This is a genomic window from Janthinobacterium sp. (genome assembly GCF_031995485.1).
Lineage (GTDB): Bacteria > Pseudomonadota > Gammaproteobacteria > Burkholderiales > Burkholderiaceae_D > Janthinobacterium.
Window position 1 is genome coordinate 1 of record NZ_DAMAGB010000024.1, and the last position, 16689, is coordinate 16689.

Below are 16689 nucleotides of genomic sequence, written 5' to 3' on the forward strand. Positions count from 1 at the left end.
AGCCATGACGAACAGAAGGCATTGAAAGCATCGCAGCGCAGCTTCGCGCGCAGCGGCATCATCAACTTCAACGATCCGAAGACCGGCCAGGCGCTGCAATTCATCAATGGTTCCTCGCGTTCGGCCCCGGCCAACGCATCGCTGACCTACAAGGACGGCTACGATGCGTCCGGCGCGCCAAGCAAGCTCAATCCGTACGCCCTGGCCAATGGCGGCAAGTGCGCCGCCAGCAATATGGATTTCTATGGCGACGGCAATTGCTACTTCGATTCGCCATCGACGATTGAAATCAATCCTGAATCGAAACGCGACTCGCTGTTCAGCTCTGGTTCGATGAAACTGGGCAAGACCGGCTGGCAGGGTTTCTACGACCTGGCCTACACGGAAGCGAAAATCGTGTCGAGCATCGCACCGTACCCGGCCGACTTCTCGATCGCCAAGGGCTCGGCGCTGTACAACAAGTACATCGCACCGAACCTGACCGCCGACCAGAACGCGAACGTCGACTCGGTGGCCGCCACCTATCGCCTGTCCGAAATGGGCAACCGCGTGTATGACTACGGCACCAAGGCCACCCACCTCGTCGGTGGCGTGGAAGGCAGCGCATTCGGCTGGGATATCAACTCCGCCGTGACCTACTCGAAGAACAAGCAGACGCAGAAATACGTCAGCGGCTTCCCGCTGGCCGACCAGTTCAACGCCCAGGTCGACGCAGGCAATATCGACCCGTTCGCCTACCCTGTGGGCAGCATGCCCGACGCCATGCGCCAGGCACTGCTGGGCACAGGCTTCAGCGGCACCTACAACACGCAGACGGTGGAAATGAAGGGCATCGACGGCCGCGCGTCGCGCGATGTGTTCAAGCTGCCAGGCGGCACCGCCATGCTGGGCGTGGGCGCGGACTACCGCAACACCTCGTACAAGGTACGCCAGGCTGATGTGGCAAAAGAAGCGCAGATCCTGTTCGACAACCCGCAGGTGGACAGCGACTATTCGCGCGACAATGCCGGCGCCTACGCCGAGCTGATGATGCCTGTCACCAAGCAGCTGGAACTGACCGGTTCCGTGCGTTACGACCAGATCAGCGCCATCGACAACAAGCTGACCGGCGTCAAGGTTGGCAAGACCGAAGATGCCGCCACCTGGAAAATCAGCGGCAAATACTCGGCCACCCGCAACCTGATGTTCCGCGCCGCCGCCGGCACCGGTTTCCGCGCCGCCAGCATGCAGGAAATCGCTGGCCCGCTGGAAGACTGGGGCGTTACCGGTGGTAACTACCAATGCCCGCTGACGGCAGCCAACGGCATGGCCGGCCACCCGCTGGCGGGCTATTGCAACAATGTCGGCCGTCAACAGTTCGAAGCCTTCCAGGGCGGCAATCCCGACCTGAAACCGGAAAAATCGAAACAGTGGAGCATCGGTACCGTGTTCGAGCCGTTCGACAGCCTGTCGATGTCGTTCGACCTGTGGAACGTTGAAATCCGCGACCAGGTAACCGCTGTCTCGGAAGGCCTGATCTTTGCCGACCCGGCCAAGTACGCTTCGCTGTTCACCACCAAGCACATCAGCTCGACCGGCCGCGACGTGCTGGCCATCAAGCTGCTGCCAATCAATATCGGCAAAGTGGAAAACCGCGGTATCGATTACGACTTCACCCACAAGATGAAGTTGCTGGACGGCCGTCTCACCAGCCGTCTGTCGGGCACCTACCTGCTGCGTTCGCGCTATACCACGCCAGGTACCGACGATCAATGGGAAACCAGCTTGAACCGCTACGGTTCGAACGACAAGGTCAGCTTCCGCAACATCATCAAGGCCACGACCTCGTATGAAACCGCGAAGTTCACGCATACCCTGAGCGCCAGCTACCGCAACGGCTACACCGACGTCAATCAGAGCGCGGATGACTGCGCCGTGATCGTCGCCGGCCAGCCAGGCGCCTGCTACGGCGTGCAACTGGAAGTGCCGAGCTACACGACGTTCGACCTGCAAAGCGCATACCGCCCGATGAGCAACGTGGAAATCACGGCCGGCATCCTGAACATGTTCGACCGTAATCCGCCGTTCACGCTGCGCAATACCGGCTCGCACCAGGTCGGCTACAACCCGTCGTACTCGAGCGCCCTGGGCCGCCAGTTCTACCTGAGCGGTTCCTACAAGTTCTAAGCTGTTATCGAAGCTGACAACTGAAAAGCCCGGAAAGCGTCACGCTTTCCGGGCTTTTTTCATGCGGCAACCAATTATTCCTTGTCGCCCTGCAGGCGGCGCTGTTTCACGGCTTGCGCCAGGTTTTCCAGCACGGCCACGCTGGCGCTCCAGTCGATGCAGCCGTCGGTGACCGACTGGCCGTAGACCAGTTCCTTGCCCGGCACCAGATCCTGGCGCCCCGCCACCAGGTGCGACTCGACCATCACGCCGACGATGCGGTCGTCGCCGCCGGCCACCTGCGCGGCGATATCGGCACAGACGGGAATCTGGTTTTCCGGCTTTTTCGAGCTGTTCGCATGCGAGGCGTCGATCATCAGGCGCGACGCCAGGCCTTGCGCGGCAATCGCCTTGCACGCTTCGTCCACGCTGGCCGCGTCGTAGTTGGGCAGCTTGCCGCCGCGCAGGATGATATGGCAGTCTTCATTGCCATTGGTTGACACGATGGCCGAATGGCCGCCCTTGGTGACGGACAGGAAATGGTGCGGCTGCGAGGCGGCCTTGATCGCTTCCACGGCGATTTTCACATTGCCGTCGGTGCCGTTCTTGAAACCGACCGGACACGACAGGCCCGACGCCAGTTCGCGGTGCACCTGCGACTCGGTGGTGCGCGCGCCGATCGCGCCCCAGCTGATCAGGTCGGCGATATATTGCGGGCTGATCACATCCAGAAATTCGGTGCCGGCCGGCAGGCCCAGTTCGTTGATGTCGCGCAGCAGCTCGCGCGCCATGCGCAGGCCGTCGTTGATGCGGAAGCTGTTGTCCATGTACGGATCGTTGATCAGGCCTTTCCAGCCCACCGTGGTGCGCGGTTTCTCGAAGTACACGCGCATGACGATTTCCAGTTCGCCGGCAAAGCGGGCGCGCTCCTTGACCAGCAGGCGCGCGTATTCCATCGCCGCCTTGGTGTCGTGGATCGAGCACGGACCGATCACCACCATCAGGCGGTCGTCCTGGCCGTGCAGGATGCGGTGCAGGGCCACGCGGGAATTGGCGGCCGTCTGGGCGGCAGCTTCCGAGCAGGCAAATTCGCGGATCAGATGGGACGGCGGCGTCAGTTCCTTCATTTCGCGAATACGCAAATCATCGGTGCGGGGCATTATTTTCTCCAAAATTTGAACAGGGGTAAAACATCTGGGTAAAAAAAAACCGCCATCAGTGGCGGTTTTTTAGAATTTGCTGGGATCTCGTTTTGCTGCTACGTGAACCGACCGCTACTCCACCGCCTTTGGGTTGGAATTGCTAAAGTAAAAATAGGCGGTAAAAAAGTGGCGAGCGAACATGCGAGTCATCCGTAAGTGATGAACGACTATAAACCCATTGTGCAAAGCTTGGCAAGCATCTTTGTCAGCAAAACCGCATCGCGCTGTTGCATACGACGGCAAAGTGGGCAAAAAACAGCAAAAAGTTGCGCACGCCTTGCTGTGCGCGCCGGTGCCGCCAATCGTCCGGGCCAGCGCACGCTGTGCTCCTTACACAACTTTACATCCGCCGCCGGGCGCCCCTGCCCGCTCTGCCGGCAGGTGAACTGTATCCAAATGTAAGCATTGCATTTCAACTAATCAAGCAGCCTTGCAAGGCGCATCGCGCCTGCACCAGCCATGCCGCCGCGCCTTTGGCAACTGCCGTGCCAGGCGCAATCGGGCACACCCTGGTCTTTACAGCTGTGAGCATTGATTACTGTTGGTAATTTTCACTCTTATCTTTTTGGTTATTGATGCGCCAGATGCCGCATGTTTTGATGGTTGCGCCCCTTGTTCCAGGAGAACGCCGGGCATACAGCATCGGTAAACGTATCTGCCAAGCCGAACAAATCAACTTCAAGAAATACCTCAGGAGTGTTAGCCATGATGATAGAAAGCGTGTTGTCCCGATCCCTGCGCCTCATGTTCGCCAGTTCGCTGGCGCTGGGCATGCATGCGGCCCAGGCGCAAAACCTGGCCGGCGATGCGGCGCCAGCCGCAGACGGCGCCGGCGGCGAGATCCAGAAAGTGGAAGTGACGGGCTCGAGCATCAAGCGCCTGTCGTCGCAGACCGCGCTGCCGATCACCTCGATCAAGGCGGAAGACTTCATCAAGCAGGGCCTGACCACCGCACAGGAAGTGATGAACACCATTCCGATGAACCAGAGCTCGACCGGCAGCAGCCAGTCGGTCGGTTCCGGCACGGGCGGCATGTCGAGCGCCGACCTGCGCGGCCTGGGCAGCGACAAGACGCTGGTGCTGCTCAATGGCCGGCGCATCGCCAGCCATCCGTTCAACGGCGCGGCGGTCGACCTGAACATCATCCCGCTGTCGGCGCTGGACCGCGTCGAAGTGCTGCGCGATGGCGCTTCGGCCATCTACGGCACCGACGCGATCGGCGGCGTGATCAACTTCATCACCAAGCGCTCGGTACAGGGCGCCACCGTCAGCGTGGAACACTACGCGCCGACCAGGAGCGGCGGCGGCGAAGAGTCGCGCATCAATCTGTCGGGCGGCTTCGGCAACCTGGCCACCGATGGCTACAATTTCTTCGGCGTCGCCGACGTGCACAAGCAGTCGGCCCTGTCCGCCACTTCGCGTGCGTTTTCCAGCACCAGCGTGATTCCGAACCGCGGCGTGGACAACAGCAGCGGCACCTCGCAGCCAGCCAACTTCTACTCGGCCAACGGCCTGACGGGCAATCCGTATGCGGCGACCAACTGCCCCGGCACCGGCCTGATCACCACCGCCAGCGGCACCTGCCGCACCGACACCGTCAAGTATATCGACGATATCCCGGAAACCAAACAGGAGTCCCTGCTGGGCAAGGCCACCTTCAAGCTGAGCCAGGATAATATCGCTACCGTCGAATACCTGCACTCGCGCAGCACCAGCACCTCGAGCATCGCGCCGTCGCCGCTGACCGGCATCACCATGACCTCGGCCAGCCCGTATTATCCGGGCAATGGCAGCGTGCCGGGCGTGGCGGGCCTGGCCGGCGAAGACCTGACGATCAACTGGCGCACGGTCGCGGCCGGCAAACGCACGGGCTTCGACACCAGCACCTCGGACCGCCTGGTGCTCGCTTCCGAAGGCCTGATCGGCGGCTGGGACTACAACGTGGGCCTGACGCATTCGATCAGCAAGGCTGCCAGCGCGTTTGTCAACGGCTACACCAACGACAGCCTGGTCAAGGCCGGGGTGCTGGACGGCACGCTGAACCCGTTCGGCGAACAGTCTGCGGCCGGCGCAGCCTATCTCGATGCGGCCCAGCTGCACGGCCAATACCTGGGCGCGAAGATGACCAGCACCGGCGTCGACGCCAAGATCAGCCGCGAAATCTATGAGCTGCCGGCCGGCGCGGTCGGCTTTGCCGTCGGCACCGAATTCCGCCATGACAAGGCGCAATACAGCGTCAACCGCGAACTGGCCTCGCAGGCGCAAAGCTCGGGCTATGCCGATGCGCAGGACCAGGCCGGCTCGCGCAATATCGCCGCCGTGTATTCGGAACTGAGCGTGCCGCTGCACAAGGAGCTGGAACTGTCGCTGGCGGCCCGCTACGACCACTACAACGACGTCGGCGGCAGCTTCAATCCGAAAGTGGGCCTGCGCTGGCAGCCAAGCAAGCAGGTATTGCTGCGCACCTCCTACAACACGGGCTTCCGCGCGCCGACCCTGTACGACCTGCACGGTCCCGCCACCTCGACGTTTACCGGCAATTCATACGACGATCCGGTGCTGTGCCCGGGCGGCACGCCGGTGGCCGGCGCCAATCCGAACGTGGCCTGCGGCCAGCAGCAATATATCCGCAGCGGCGGCAACGCCAACCTGAAGCCTGAAAAATCGAAGACCTTCAGCGCCGGCATCGTGTTCGAACCGGTCAGTTCGGTGACCATGTCGCTGGATTACTTCAATATCAAGATCCGCGACAAGATCGGCACCGTGGCCGAGCAGACGCTGTTCGACAACTACGAGAAATACCAGTCGGCCTTTGTGTATTCGGCCGACGGCAACACCTTGCAGTACGTGAATGCCGTGCTCGACAACCTGGGCGAAGTGCACACCTCGGGCATCGACACCAGCCTCACCTGGCGCCTGCCGCGTAGCAGCTACGGCAACTTCACCTTCCAGTTCGACGGCAGCTGGGTCCACAGCTACGAGTACCAGAACGAACCGGGCGGCGCGTATATCGAAAACGTCGGCGTGTATGCGGACAATAATCCCGTGTTCCGCTGGAAGCACAACGCCTCGCTGACCTGGGCGCTGGGCAAATGGAGCGCCAACCTGTCGAACAAGTTCATGAGCGGCTACCGCGACCAGAACTATGTCGATGCCGGCTATGAACAGAAGGTGAAAGCGTATTCCACCTTCTCGCTGTCGGGCGCCTACTCGGGCTGGAAAAATACCGATATCACCGTCGGCGTGAAAAACCTGTTCGACAAGAATCCGCCGTTTACCAACCAGGGCACGGTGTTCCAGACCGGCTACGATCCGCGCTACACGGATCCGCTGGGCCGCACCTTGTACGTGAAAGCGTCGTACAAGTTCTGATAAGGTCCTGCTGAATTGCCCATGCCCGCAAGGTTCTGCTTGCGGGCATTTTTTATGGGCGCCACTGCTGTGGCCGTCGTGGCAGGCACGCCACATGTTCCCTGAAGTTGGCGTGTCAAGCCATGCACCGCTGATGCAGATCGAATCCGGGTCAGGCTGCAAGACCGAGACTGCAAGGCATTCGACGGCTTTTCCCGTCGGCCCCTTCCCGGAGAACAGCATGACCTACAGAAGCCCCGCACGCCCTCTTCCCTGCGCACCATCACGACTGGCTTTGGCGCTGGCCGCCGCCCTGCCTTTGCTGGCTTTGCCCGCCCTGCCTGCACTGGCGCAAGATACGCAAACCGCGGCGCCGATCGCGCGCGTGGAAATCACGGGCTCGAATATCCGCCGCGCCGAAGCGGAAACCGCCTCGCCCGTGCAGACGCTGAATGCGGCCGATATTGAAAAATCGGGCAAGTCCAGCGTGGCCGAATTGCTGCAAACGCTGGCCGTCGACAACCAGGGCTCGGTACCGACCACCTTTGGCGGCGGCTTTGCCTCGGGCGCCTCCGGCATTTCCCTGCGCGGCCTGGGTACCTCCTCGACCCTGGTGCTGCTCAACGGCCGCCGGGTCGCGCCATACGGCCTGGCCGACGATGGCCAGAAGGTCTTTGCCGACCTGAACATCATTCCGCTTGAAGCCGTCGAACGGGTGGAGATCCTCAAGGACGGCGCCTCGGCCATCTATGGCTCGGACGCGATCGCCGGCGTGGTCAACGTGATCCTGCGGCGCGACTTCCAGGGCACTACCATGCGCGGCAACTATGGCAAAACGAAAGACTGGGACGGGCGCGATGCGCGCGCCGCCATCACGCACGGCTTCGGCGACCTCGACGCCGACCGCTACAATGTGCTGCTGAACCTCGAATACAGCGAAAAGGCGCCGATCTGGCACCGCGACCGCGCCGGGCGCGGCGCCGTCGGCCGCAGCGATCTGCGCGACCTGGGCTTCAGCGCCCAGGAATCGCTGAGTGGCGCCGGCGCCATCACCACCAACAATGCGGCCGGCAGCGCCGTCAACGGCAATGTGCGCAACCCCGACACGCTCGACTACTACAATCGCGGCAACCTGGCCGGCGCCGGCTTCACGCGCCTCTTTCCCGGCGCCGCCTGCGGCAATTTCACCAGCCACCCGCAGGGCGACCCGGGCGGCGGCTGCCTGACGGATGCGGCGCAGCAATATGGCCAGATCCAGCCCAAACAGAAAAACATCAATTTCTTCGGGCGCGGCACGTGGCAGCTGACGCCGGCCCTGCAGACCTATGCCGAGCTCAATGTATATCGCAGCGAATCGACCTCGGTCACCACGCCGTCGACCATCAGCGGCTCGGTCGGCTATCCCGGCGGCCCGGTCAGCAATGCGGCGGTGGCGCTGGGCGCCGAGCACCCGGACAATCCCTACTTTGGCAGGGTGGCGCGGCTGCGCTACTTGGCGGCCGACGTGGGACCGCGCGTGTCCGACATCGAGTCGACCTTTACCCGTTTCGTGGCCGGCATCAAGGGCACGGCTGCCGGCTGGGATCTCGACAGCGCGCTGCTGTACTCGGAAAACAAGGTTTCCAACGACCGCAGCGGCTACCTGCAGCGCGACGTGGCGTTTGCCCTGCTCAATCCCAGCGCGGCCAATGTGGCGGCCGCCAGCCTGAACCCCCGCTATGCGGCCCTGCCGCCGGGCAGCGTGTGGCGCATCGCGGAAAACGCCGGCCTGAACTCGCCCGACCTGTATGCGGCGCTGTCGCCGACGATTTCGAACGACGCCAGGACGCGCATCGCGCAGGTCGACTTCAAGGCCAGCCGCGCCATGGGCAAGCTGGCCGGCGGCGACCTGGGGGTGGCGCTGGGCGCGGAATTTCGCTACGAGTCGACCCGGCTGGAGCCGACCGCCGGCACCGAGTCCGGCAATATCATCGGCCTCGGTTATTCCGCGTATCGGGGCAGCCGCAAGGCCTCGGCCGTCTATGCGGAAGTGCTGGCACCCGTGCTGAGCAACCTGGAACTGTCGGGCGCCATGCGGGCCGACCATTTCACCGGCATCGGCAACTCCTGGACGCCGAAAGTCGGCGCGAAATGGACGCCGGTGCGCCAGCTGGCGCTGCGCGGCACCTTTGCCAGGGGCTTCCGGGCGCCGAACGCGGCCGAAAACGGCGTCGGCGGCCTGGCCGCGTTTGCCACCGCCGCCGACCCGGTGCGCTGTGCGCTGGGAGTGGAAGTGGCGTGCGACCCGGCCTCGATCGCCGTGATTACCTCGCCGAACCCGAACCTGTCGCCCGAGCGCTCGCGCAGCTATTCGCTGGGCGCCGTGTGGGACCCGCTGCCGCGCACCAGCGTGTCGGTGGACTTCTGGCAAATCCGCCGCAAGAATGAAATCAACCAGGAACAGACGGACACGGCGATCGCCGAAGGCAAGGTGGCGCGCGATCCATCGACCGCCACCGGCATCCCGGGCGACCCGGGCGCCATCACGGCCGTGCTGGCCAACTATGTGAACTCGGCGCAAACCACGGTGCGCGGCATCGACCTCGATGCACGCCAGCGTTTCCCTTTGGGCAACGACATGGGCAACCTGATTTTTGACGTCAAATGGACGCATCTGTTCAAATGGCTGCGCACCGAGCGCGACGGTACCGAACGCGATTTCGCCGGCACCCACGGCAATTGCGACATCTCGAACTGCATGGGCACGCCCGACGACCGCATCAACCTGGGCGCCACCTGGGAACGCCAGAACTGGCGCGTCTCGGCCAACGTCAACTACCGCGCGCCGCTCGACAATGTGCTGTTCAAGAACGACCCCGACGGCTGCGCCACGCACTATGCCGACGGCACGGACGCCCCGCGCGGCTGCCGCATCGCGTCGTTCACCACGGTGGACCTGACGGCGCGCTGGATGGCCACGCCCAAGGTGGAAGTGTTTGCCTCGATACAGAACCTGTTCGACAAGGTTGCCCCGCTCGATCCGCTGACCTATGGCGCGACCGGCTACAACCCGCTCGATTATGCGGGCGCGGCGGGGAGGTTTATCAGTGCGGGGTTGAAGTACAAATTTTAAAAATGGGCGCCGGTGGTGTCGGATTGCACGGCGTTGCGCCGTTAATCCGACCTACGCCAAAGCACGCAGCAAGGGCAGGTCGGATTAGCGCTTGCGCGTAATCCGACAACATTGTTGGCACCGACCACGCGGTGCCGCATTGCGCCGAATGTCAGGCAGTGCCACCGACAGTAATTCCATCGAGCCGCAGCGTCGGCTGCCCCACCCCCACCGGCACGCTCTGCCCTTCCTTGCCGCACACGCCCACGCCCGAATCGAGGCGCATGTCGTTGCCGATCATGGAGACGCGGTTGAGCACGTCGGGGCCGTTGCCGATCAGGGTCGCGCCCTTGACCGGATAGCTGAGCTTGCCGTTTTCGATCATGTAGGCTTCGCTGGCCGAAAACACGAACTTGCCATTGGTAATATCGACCTGGCCGCCGCCGAAATTGACGGCATACAGGCCGTTTTTCACGGAGGCGAGGATCTCGCCCGGGTCCCTGTCACCCCCTAACATATAGGTGTTGGTCATGCGCGGCATCGGCAGGTGCGCGAACGATTCGCGGCGCGCGTTGCCGGTCACCGGCATTTTCATCAGCCGTGCGTTCATGGTGTCCTGGATATAGCCTTTCAGGATGCCGTCCTCGATCAGCGTGGTGCACTGGGTGGGATTGCCCTCGTCGTCGATATTGAGCGAGCCGCGCCGGCTCGACAGGGTACCGTCGTCGACCACGGTGACGCCCTTGGCCGCCACGCGCTCGCCGATGCAGCCGGCAAACGCGGACGAGCCCTTGCGGTTGAAGTCGCCTTCCAGCCCGTGGCCGATCGCTTCGTGCAGCAGGATGCCGGGCCAGCCCGGCCCCAGCACGATGGTCATCGGTCCGGCCGGCGCAGGACGCGCCTCCAGGTTGACCAGCGCCGAGCTGACGGCGTCCTGCGCATATTGTTCCAGCACGTCATCGGTGAAATAATCGTAGCTGTAGCGCCCGCCGCCGCCGGCCGAGCCGGTTTCGCGGCGGCCATTCTGCTCGGCGATCACGGTCAGCGACACGCGCACCAGCGGGCGGATATCGGCCGCCAGCACGCCGTCGCTGCGCAGCACCAGCACCACATCGTATTCGCCGGCCAGGCCGGCCATCACCTGCACCACGCGCGGATCTTTTGCGCGCGCCATTTTTTCCACGCGTTCGAGCAACTGCACCTTGGCGGTGGCATCGAGCGACGCGAGCGGATCGTTGGGCAGGTACAGGGAACGGCCGCCCTGCGGCCGCATGCTGCCGGCAATCTTGACTCGTCCGGCGCCCGCGCGCGCAATCGTGCGCGTGGCCGCCGCCGCGTCGAGCAGGGCCCGTTCGGAAATCTCGTCGGAATACGAAAACGCCGTCCTGTCGCCCGACACGGCGCGCACGCCGACGCCCTGGTCGATGGAAAAACTGCCGGTCTTGACGATGCCTTCTTCCAGGCTCCAGCCTTCGCTCTTGGTAAACTGGAAGTACAGGTCCGCATAATCGACCTTGTGCGCAAACATGGTGCCGAGCGCTTTGAGCAGCTTGCTTTCATCGAGGCCAAACGGCGTCAACAGGATGTCGCGCGCCACGGCCAGGCTCGACAGATTCGGTTCAAACGGGATCATGGTTTTGCTCTCCAACAGGATTACATGGTGCGGTGCGCCAGCGCTGGCAGCGATTCGCGCACGCCGGCCAGGAACACGGGATCGATCTGGCCCGCCACCACGCCTTCGCCTTCGTCCAGCACGGCCTTCACTTCGCCCCACGGGTCGATCAGCATGCTGTGGCCCCAGGTGCGGCGGCCGTTCGGATGCACGCCGCCCTGGGCCGCGGCCAGCACATAGCACTGGTTTTCAATCGCCCGCGCGCGCAGCAGCACTTCCCAGTGGGCGCGCCCGGTGGTGTGGGTAAACGCGGCCGGCACCACGATCAGCGCGCAGTCGCCCAGCGCCCGGTACAGCTCGGGAAAGCGCAGGTCGTAGCAGATCGACAGGCCGACCTTGCCCAGCGGTGTTTCGATGCTGCGCACCTGGGCGCCGGCCACGATGGTGCGCGATTCATTGTACGACTCGTCGCCGCGCGTAAAACCGAACAGGTGGATCTTGTCGTAGCGGCCGGCCGGCTGGCCCTGCGGGTCGTACACCAGCGTGGTGTTCAGGACCTTGCCCGCTTCGGGCGACGCCAGCGGCAAGGTGCCGCCGATCAGCCAGATGCCGTGCTCGCGCGCCATCTGCGCCATGCCGTCCTGGATGGGACCGCTGCCCGGCTGCTCGGCGTGCGACAGCTTGTCGTTTTCATGCAGGCCCATGATGGCCCAGTATTCGGGCAGCACCACCAGCAGCGCGCCTTCGCCCGCCGCCTGCGCCACCAGGCGCTGTGCGGTAGCCAGGTTCTCGCTGACCGATGGCGTGGAAATCATCTGTATTGCCGCTACGGTGTGCATCATGTCTGCCATCCTCTGATTATTGTGCCGCCTTTTCCGCTGCAGGACCAGCAGGAGCGACGGCGGCCGCCGGCTCCAATTTACCACCATCGAGCTTGGTCACCACGGGCGACTTCCATGGTCCGGCGATCTGCATATGGTAAGTCAGGGCCTTCATCACGGGCGCGCGCAGGAACAGCTGCGCCAGGAAGCTGCCGATGCCGATCACGGGATTGACCGCCAGCGCATACACGAGCGGACCCGTGCCCAGGTTAAATTCGGGAATCACCACCACATGCAGATTGGTCGACTCGTTGGCGATATCGGCCGTGCCATCCATCAGCACGGTGGCGGCCACGCCGTGCATTTTCAGGTTGTCGGTGGTGACCACGCCGCGCCGGATGCTGGCGTTGGCCGTGATGCCGTCGAATGCCAGGCCTTCCGAGAACACGTCGTGGAAGTCGAGCTTCAGCAGGCGCGGCAAGGCCTGCAGGCTCAGCACGCCCAGCAGCTTGGCCGCGCCCGGGTCCTGTTTCAGGAACTGGCCCGACTCCACGTTCATCTCGATCTGGCCCGACAGGCTCGGGATGTCGAGCGAATACGGCAAGCCGTTCCAGGCGATGTCGCCGCTGAGGCGGCCCTTGCCGCGCCGCACGGTGTCGGCAAAGCCGAAGCGGTCGAGCAGCTTGCCCGCGTCGATAATGTCCAGGCCAAAATGCAGGCTGGTGGTGCTCTGGCCATCCTTGATCACCCACTTGCCGTTGCCGCTCAGCGCACCATCGGCGTTGGCCAGCAGCAGCTTGCCGACGCGCCATTCGCGCCCGCTTGCCGCCATGGTGTTATAGGCCTGCAATTCGAGACGGCCGATCGGCTTGTTGAACAGCTCGAAACGCTCGGCCACGATATCGAGCGAGGGGATCGACTGGGCGCTGCTCTTGCCTTCGAGCAGGCTTTTCACGTCGTTGGCGGCCGATTCGGGAATGATCAGCGACGACAATCTGGCCGTCATCTTGCCCAGGCCCGACGGCGTTTCCAGCCACGTGACATAACCCGACACCTGCTTGGCGTCGATATTGGCCTGCCACACGTCCTTCTGATGGGTGGCGCCGACCACCACGTTTTCCAGCTTGCGCTCGCCCAGCATCAGTTCGCCGGCGCGCGCGGCCATCAGGTCGGGTACCACATACTGGGCGATATCGGGTCCGTCGTCGGCGCCTGCCGCAGCATCGGCAGCGCTGCCGGCCGGCGTGCCGCTGCCGGCAATCGCACTGCCCACGGCAATCCAGCTGTCGACATCGAACGTCTTCAGATTCACGTTCAGCATCATGCCCGTATCCGGCTCGGGCGCAGGGGTATTGACGCCGATGCCGCCGCGCACCAGGCGCCACGGTTCCTTGTCCTGTTTCTGGCGCTGGTAGCGCGCGGCCAGGCCGGAGCCGACCGCGATGCGGATCTCGTCCGTACGCAGGCCGGCTGCATTGGCGGCGTTGGCGTTCAAGGTGAATTTCACGGGCAGGCTGTCGGCCGCCGCTTTTTTCAACGGCGCAGGAAAATCCAGCCCCAGGCCGTTCAGGGCGCTGTCGACGCTGACTGTCAGCTGATGGTCGCGCGAAGTGATCAGTCCGGTATAACGCATGCCGCCGTTCAGGTGTTTCGCCAGGCGCTGCAGCACGGGCGCCGGATAGGTCTTGCGCAGGCCGTCGACCGTCATCGCGCCACCGATCTTTACCTGAATCGAATTGTCGCTCTGCGTGCCGCCCGAGATCGCCAGCGGTCCACCGAGCAGATTGCCGGACAGGCCATTGAGGTTGACGCCTTTTTCGTTGAACTCGATACGTCCCTGCGCACCGAGCACGGGCGGCAGGTCGTTGAACAGCACCACGTCGTTGCCGGCCAGCTGCAGGCCGCCCTGCACTTTCGCTTCCAGCATGCGCTCGATCGGCAGATGCAGTTTCAACGCCAGTTTCGCGTTGCCGGTGGCCCTGGTTTCGTCCGTAAAATGATCGATCCAGCCCAGCACCGGGCTGGCCTCGACATATTTGAGGAATTCCTGCATCGGACCGGCGGCATTGCCTTCGATATCGAGCAGGGTGTCGAACACGGTCAGGTCGGGAATCACGGCTTTCACGTTGGCCAGCGCGACGCCGGCGGTGGTAGCCGTGTCGCCGCGAATTTCCATGCGCGCGCGCTCGAACACGAAGCTGCCCTTGATCTTTTCCGCCTGCGGCCACAGCGGCGCCTTGCCGGCCAGCGGGCCGCTGGCGGCAAATTCGCCAGGCGCATAATTGAGCGTGCCGTTATCGAGCTTGCCGGCCACGCGGAAGTCGCCGCGGTTGCGCTGGGCGGCGGTGTCGGCCTTGAACGGGAAATGTTCGAGCTCGCCGCGCAGGCGCAGCGTGACATCGCGCGCCACGCCGCCTTCGAGCGCACCGGTCAGCCAGTGGCGCAGGTGCTCGGGCGTTTGCAGCGGCAGGTAGCGGCCGATGGTATTGATTTCAAAATTGTCCAGCGTGCCCGTCAGGTCGACCTGGCCCAGGTTCTTGCCGTCGAGCGGCATGCGGTGCGAGCCGCGCAGATTGGCGCGCAGGCCTTGCTGGTTGAATACCAGCTGCGCCAGGTCCACCTGCAGCATGTTGTTGGCTTCAAACGCCCAGCGCGCCTTCATCTGGAATTGTTCGAACGGCATCGCCGGGTCCGGCAGATAGGTCGGCAACTGCAGCACCAGATCCTGCGCGTCGATATCGATCTGGCCGCCCTGGTCGCTGGCGTCGATGGTGCCGCTCAGATTGTCAAAACCGGGAATCGCGGGCGCCGCCGCCTGCGCGGGGCTGCTGGCGGTTTTTTCCACTGCCAGGCGCGCCGGTTGCGCATTCAGGCCCAATCCCACCAGCCGGCCGCGGATGCGATAGCTGCTGGCGCTGGCCACATCGCCGTGCCACTGCGCCGAAAAATCCTGCAGCTGGCCGCGCGGCGCCAGGGTCGCCAGCTGCGCGCGCTGCGAGACGCCCAGCGGCAGCTTGTCGGCCAGCGCCGCCAGCGTCTGCAAATCGAGCACCCGCGCCGAGATGTCCGTCTGCGCCGGTGCGCGCCGGGTGGCGGGCACGTATCGCTCGGACAAGGTGGTGGGCGGCAGAGTCAGGCCATCGCGCGTTTCCAGTGCAAAATTGGCCAGTTGCACCGAATGGCCGTAGGCGCCAAACGTCGGCTTGCCATCGGGCTTGGCGGACGACAGGGTTTCCCTGGCCGAGAGGCGGCCGCTGACTTTCACCAGATCGAGTGCGGGCAGTTCCTTGCCCAGCTTCGCCTGCACATCAGCCAGCCTGACATCGGCCGTGAAACCGGCCAGCCGCGCATGGTCGAGGTTGAGCCAGGCGCGCAAGGCGCCCTTGCCCTGGCTCAGCTCGAACGGATAATCAAGATAGCCGCGCCAGGCAGCCAGGTCGGCGTTGTTCAGGTCGGCGTACAGCTCGCCTTTCCACATCGACACATCGGAGATGCGCGTGCTGAAAGCCGGATGGGTGAAGTGGGCGCGCACATCGATGGGCGCGGCCAGGCTGGCCGGCGGCGTGGCCTGCAGTCCCAGCCGGTGGCTGCGCCAGCGGTTGCGCAGCAACAGGTTGACCTGGTCGAGCGCCAGTTCGGGCGTGCCGCGCAGCTCGTCGGTCCAGCGCACCTTGCCGTCGCGAATGATGATGTCGTGCTGCGACAGCAGCCAGTCGGCGCCCTTGCCGTCGCCTTCCTGCTTGTTGTCGACCAGCACGCCAGCCACATACAGGGCGCCGTCCTTGCTGCGCCGCACATCCAGGTCGGGACGAATGATTTCCAGCCGGTCGAAGCGTACCGAACCGAACACGCTCCACCACGACAGGGTGGCTGAAATGCTCGGTACGCTCAAAGCGGCACGGCCGGTCTTGTCGCGCAGGGTGACCTCGCCAAGGAACAGATTGGGATGCAAGCCATGCCACGATGCATAGACGCGCGCGATGCTGACGGGGTTGCCCAGCGCGCGGCTGGCGGCCCGTTCGATATCGCCCTTGTAATAGTCGATATTCGGCAAGATGGCGTAGCGCAGGAACAGAAACAGGATGGCGAAGGCAAAGTACGCCAGCACCACCGCCTTGACGGCAAAGCCGAGCACGTGATGCGTGGCCAGGTTGGCCATGCGATAGGCGGCCCGCAGCCGCTGCCAGCGTCGGGCCAGCGGCACATGTTCTGTCAGGCTTGCTTCTGGCGGTTTTTGCATCAATAAGCTAATAAACTGGCCTGGCGTCAAATAATGGCAAAAATCGCCTGGTTTCTTCGGGTATGCGGTCTTGCCGGCGGCATCCTTGCGCTTGCGTCTGCCTCCAGCCTCCCTTACCATCGTTCGGGAGACCATGCACAAAGCCGGGCTGTGCCGGACACGGATGCAGGCGGCCCAATTTTACCGCATCCCCTGCTGTTCGCAGGCAAGTCCAGCGCGATGTGCAG

7 protein-coding genes are annotated in these 16689 nt (G+C 63.8%); 3 read left to right on the top strand and 4 right to left on the bottom strand.

The features are described from left to right. A partial coding sequence (locus RTQ46_RS14550; protein WP_312437603.1) for a TonB-dependent receptor domain-containing protein occupies nucleotides 1–2166 on the top strand: 2166 nt, incomplete at its 5' end. 74 nt (nucleotides 2167–2240) lie between these two features. Here the strand turns inward: RTQ46_RS14550 and aroG are convergent. Then, a complete protein-coding gene (gene aroG / locus RTQ46_RS14555; protein WP_312437604.1) occupies nucleotides 2241–3305 on the bottom strand; it encodes a 3-deoxy-7-phosphoheptulonate synthase AroG in 1065 nt (354 codons plus the stop codon). 747 nt (nucleotides 3306–4052) lie between these two features. Between aroG and RTQ46_RS14560 the strand changes: the two genes are divergently transcribed. Together RTQ46_RS14560 and RTQ46_RS14565 are read left to right on the top strand one after the other, a co-directional pair. Then, nucleotides 4053–6719: a TonB-dependent receptor gene (locus RTQ46_RS14560; protein WP_312437606.1), complete on the top strand. Its 2667-nt coding sequence runs from the start codon at nucleotides 4053–4055 to the stop codon at nucleotides 6717–6719. A 220-nt stretch (nucleotides 6720–6939) separates the two neighbouring features. Continuing rightward, nucleotides 6940–9810, top strand: coding sequence for a TonB-dependent receptor (locus RTQ46_RS14565; RefSeq protein ID WP_312437608.1), 2871 nt, complete (start codon nucleotides 6940–6942; stop codon nucleotides 9808–9810). Nucleotides 9811–9961: 151 nt separating this feature from the next. On the opposite strand, the gene tldD is transcribed toward RTQ46_RS14565, so the two are convergent. The 3 genes from tldD to RTQ46_RS14580 are packed head-to-tail and all read right to left on the bottom strand — an operon-like array spanning nucleotide 9962 to nucleotide 16462. Then, nucleotides 9962–11422, bottom strand: coding sequence for a metalloprotease TldD (tldD, locus tag RTQ46_RS14570; protein ID WP_312437610.1), 1461 nt, complete (start codon nucleotides 11420–11422; stop codon nucleotides 9962–9964). Nucleotides 11423–11442: 20 nt separating this feature from the next. Continuing rightward, nucleotides 11443–12243: a carbon-nitrogen hydrolase family protein gene (locus RTQ46_RS14575; protein WP_312437611.1), complete on the bottom strand. Its 801-nt coding sequence runs from the start codon at nucleotides 12241–12243 to the stop codon at nucleotides 11443–11445. A gap of 16 nt (nucleotides 12244–12259) precedes the next feature. Beyond that, a complete protein-coding gene (locus RTQ46_RS14580; RefSeq protein ID WP_312437612.1) occupies nucleotides 12260–16462 on the bottom strand; it encodes a YhdP family protein in 4203 nt (1400 codons plus the stop codon). Nucleotides 16463–16689: the final 227 nt, after the last annotated feature.

What these genes read in the sequence shown, in the direction of transcription:
- aroG (WP_312437604.1), bottom strand. Translation starts at nt 3,305, where the DNA reads ATGCCCCGCACCGATGATTTGCGTATTCGCGAAATGAAGGAACTGACG.
- RTQ46_RS14560 (WP_312437606.1), top strand. Translation starts at nt 4,053, where the DNA reads ATGATGATAGAAAGCGTGTTGTCCCGATCCCTGCGCCTCATGTTCGCC.
- RTQ46_RS14565 (WP_312437608.1), top strand. Translation starts at nt 6,940, where the DNA reads ATGACCTACAGAAGCCCCGCACGCCCTCTTCCCTGCGCACCATCACGA.
- tldD (WP_312437610.1), bottom strand. Translation starts at nt 11,422, where the DNA reads ATGATCCCGTTTGAACCGAATCTGTCGAGCCTGGCCGTGGCGCGCGAC.
- RTQ46_RS14575 (WP_312437611.1), bottom strand. Translation starts at nt 12,243, where the DNA reads ATGATGCACACCGTAGCGGCAATACAGATGATTTCCACGCCATCGGTC.
- RTQ46_RS14580 (WP_312437612.1), bottom strand. Translation starts at nt 16,462, where the DNA reads ATGCAAAAACCGCCAGAAGCAAGCCTGACAGAACATGTGCCGCTGGCC.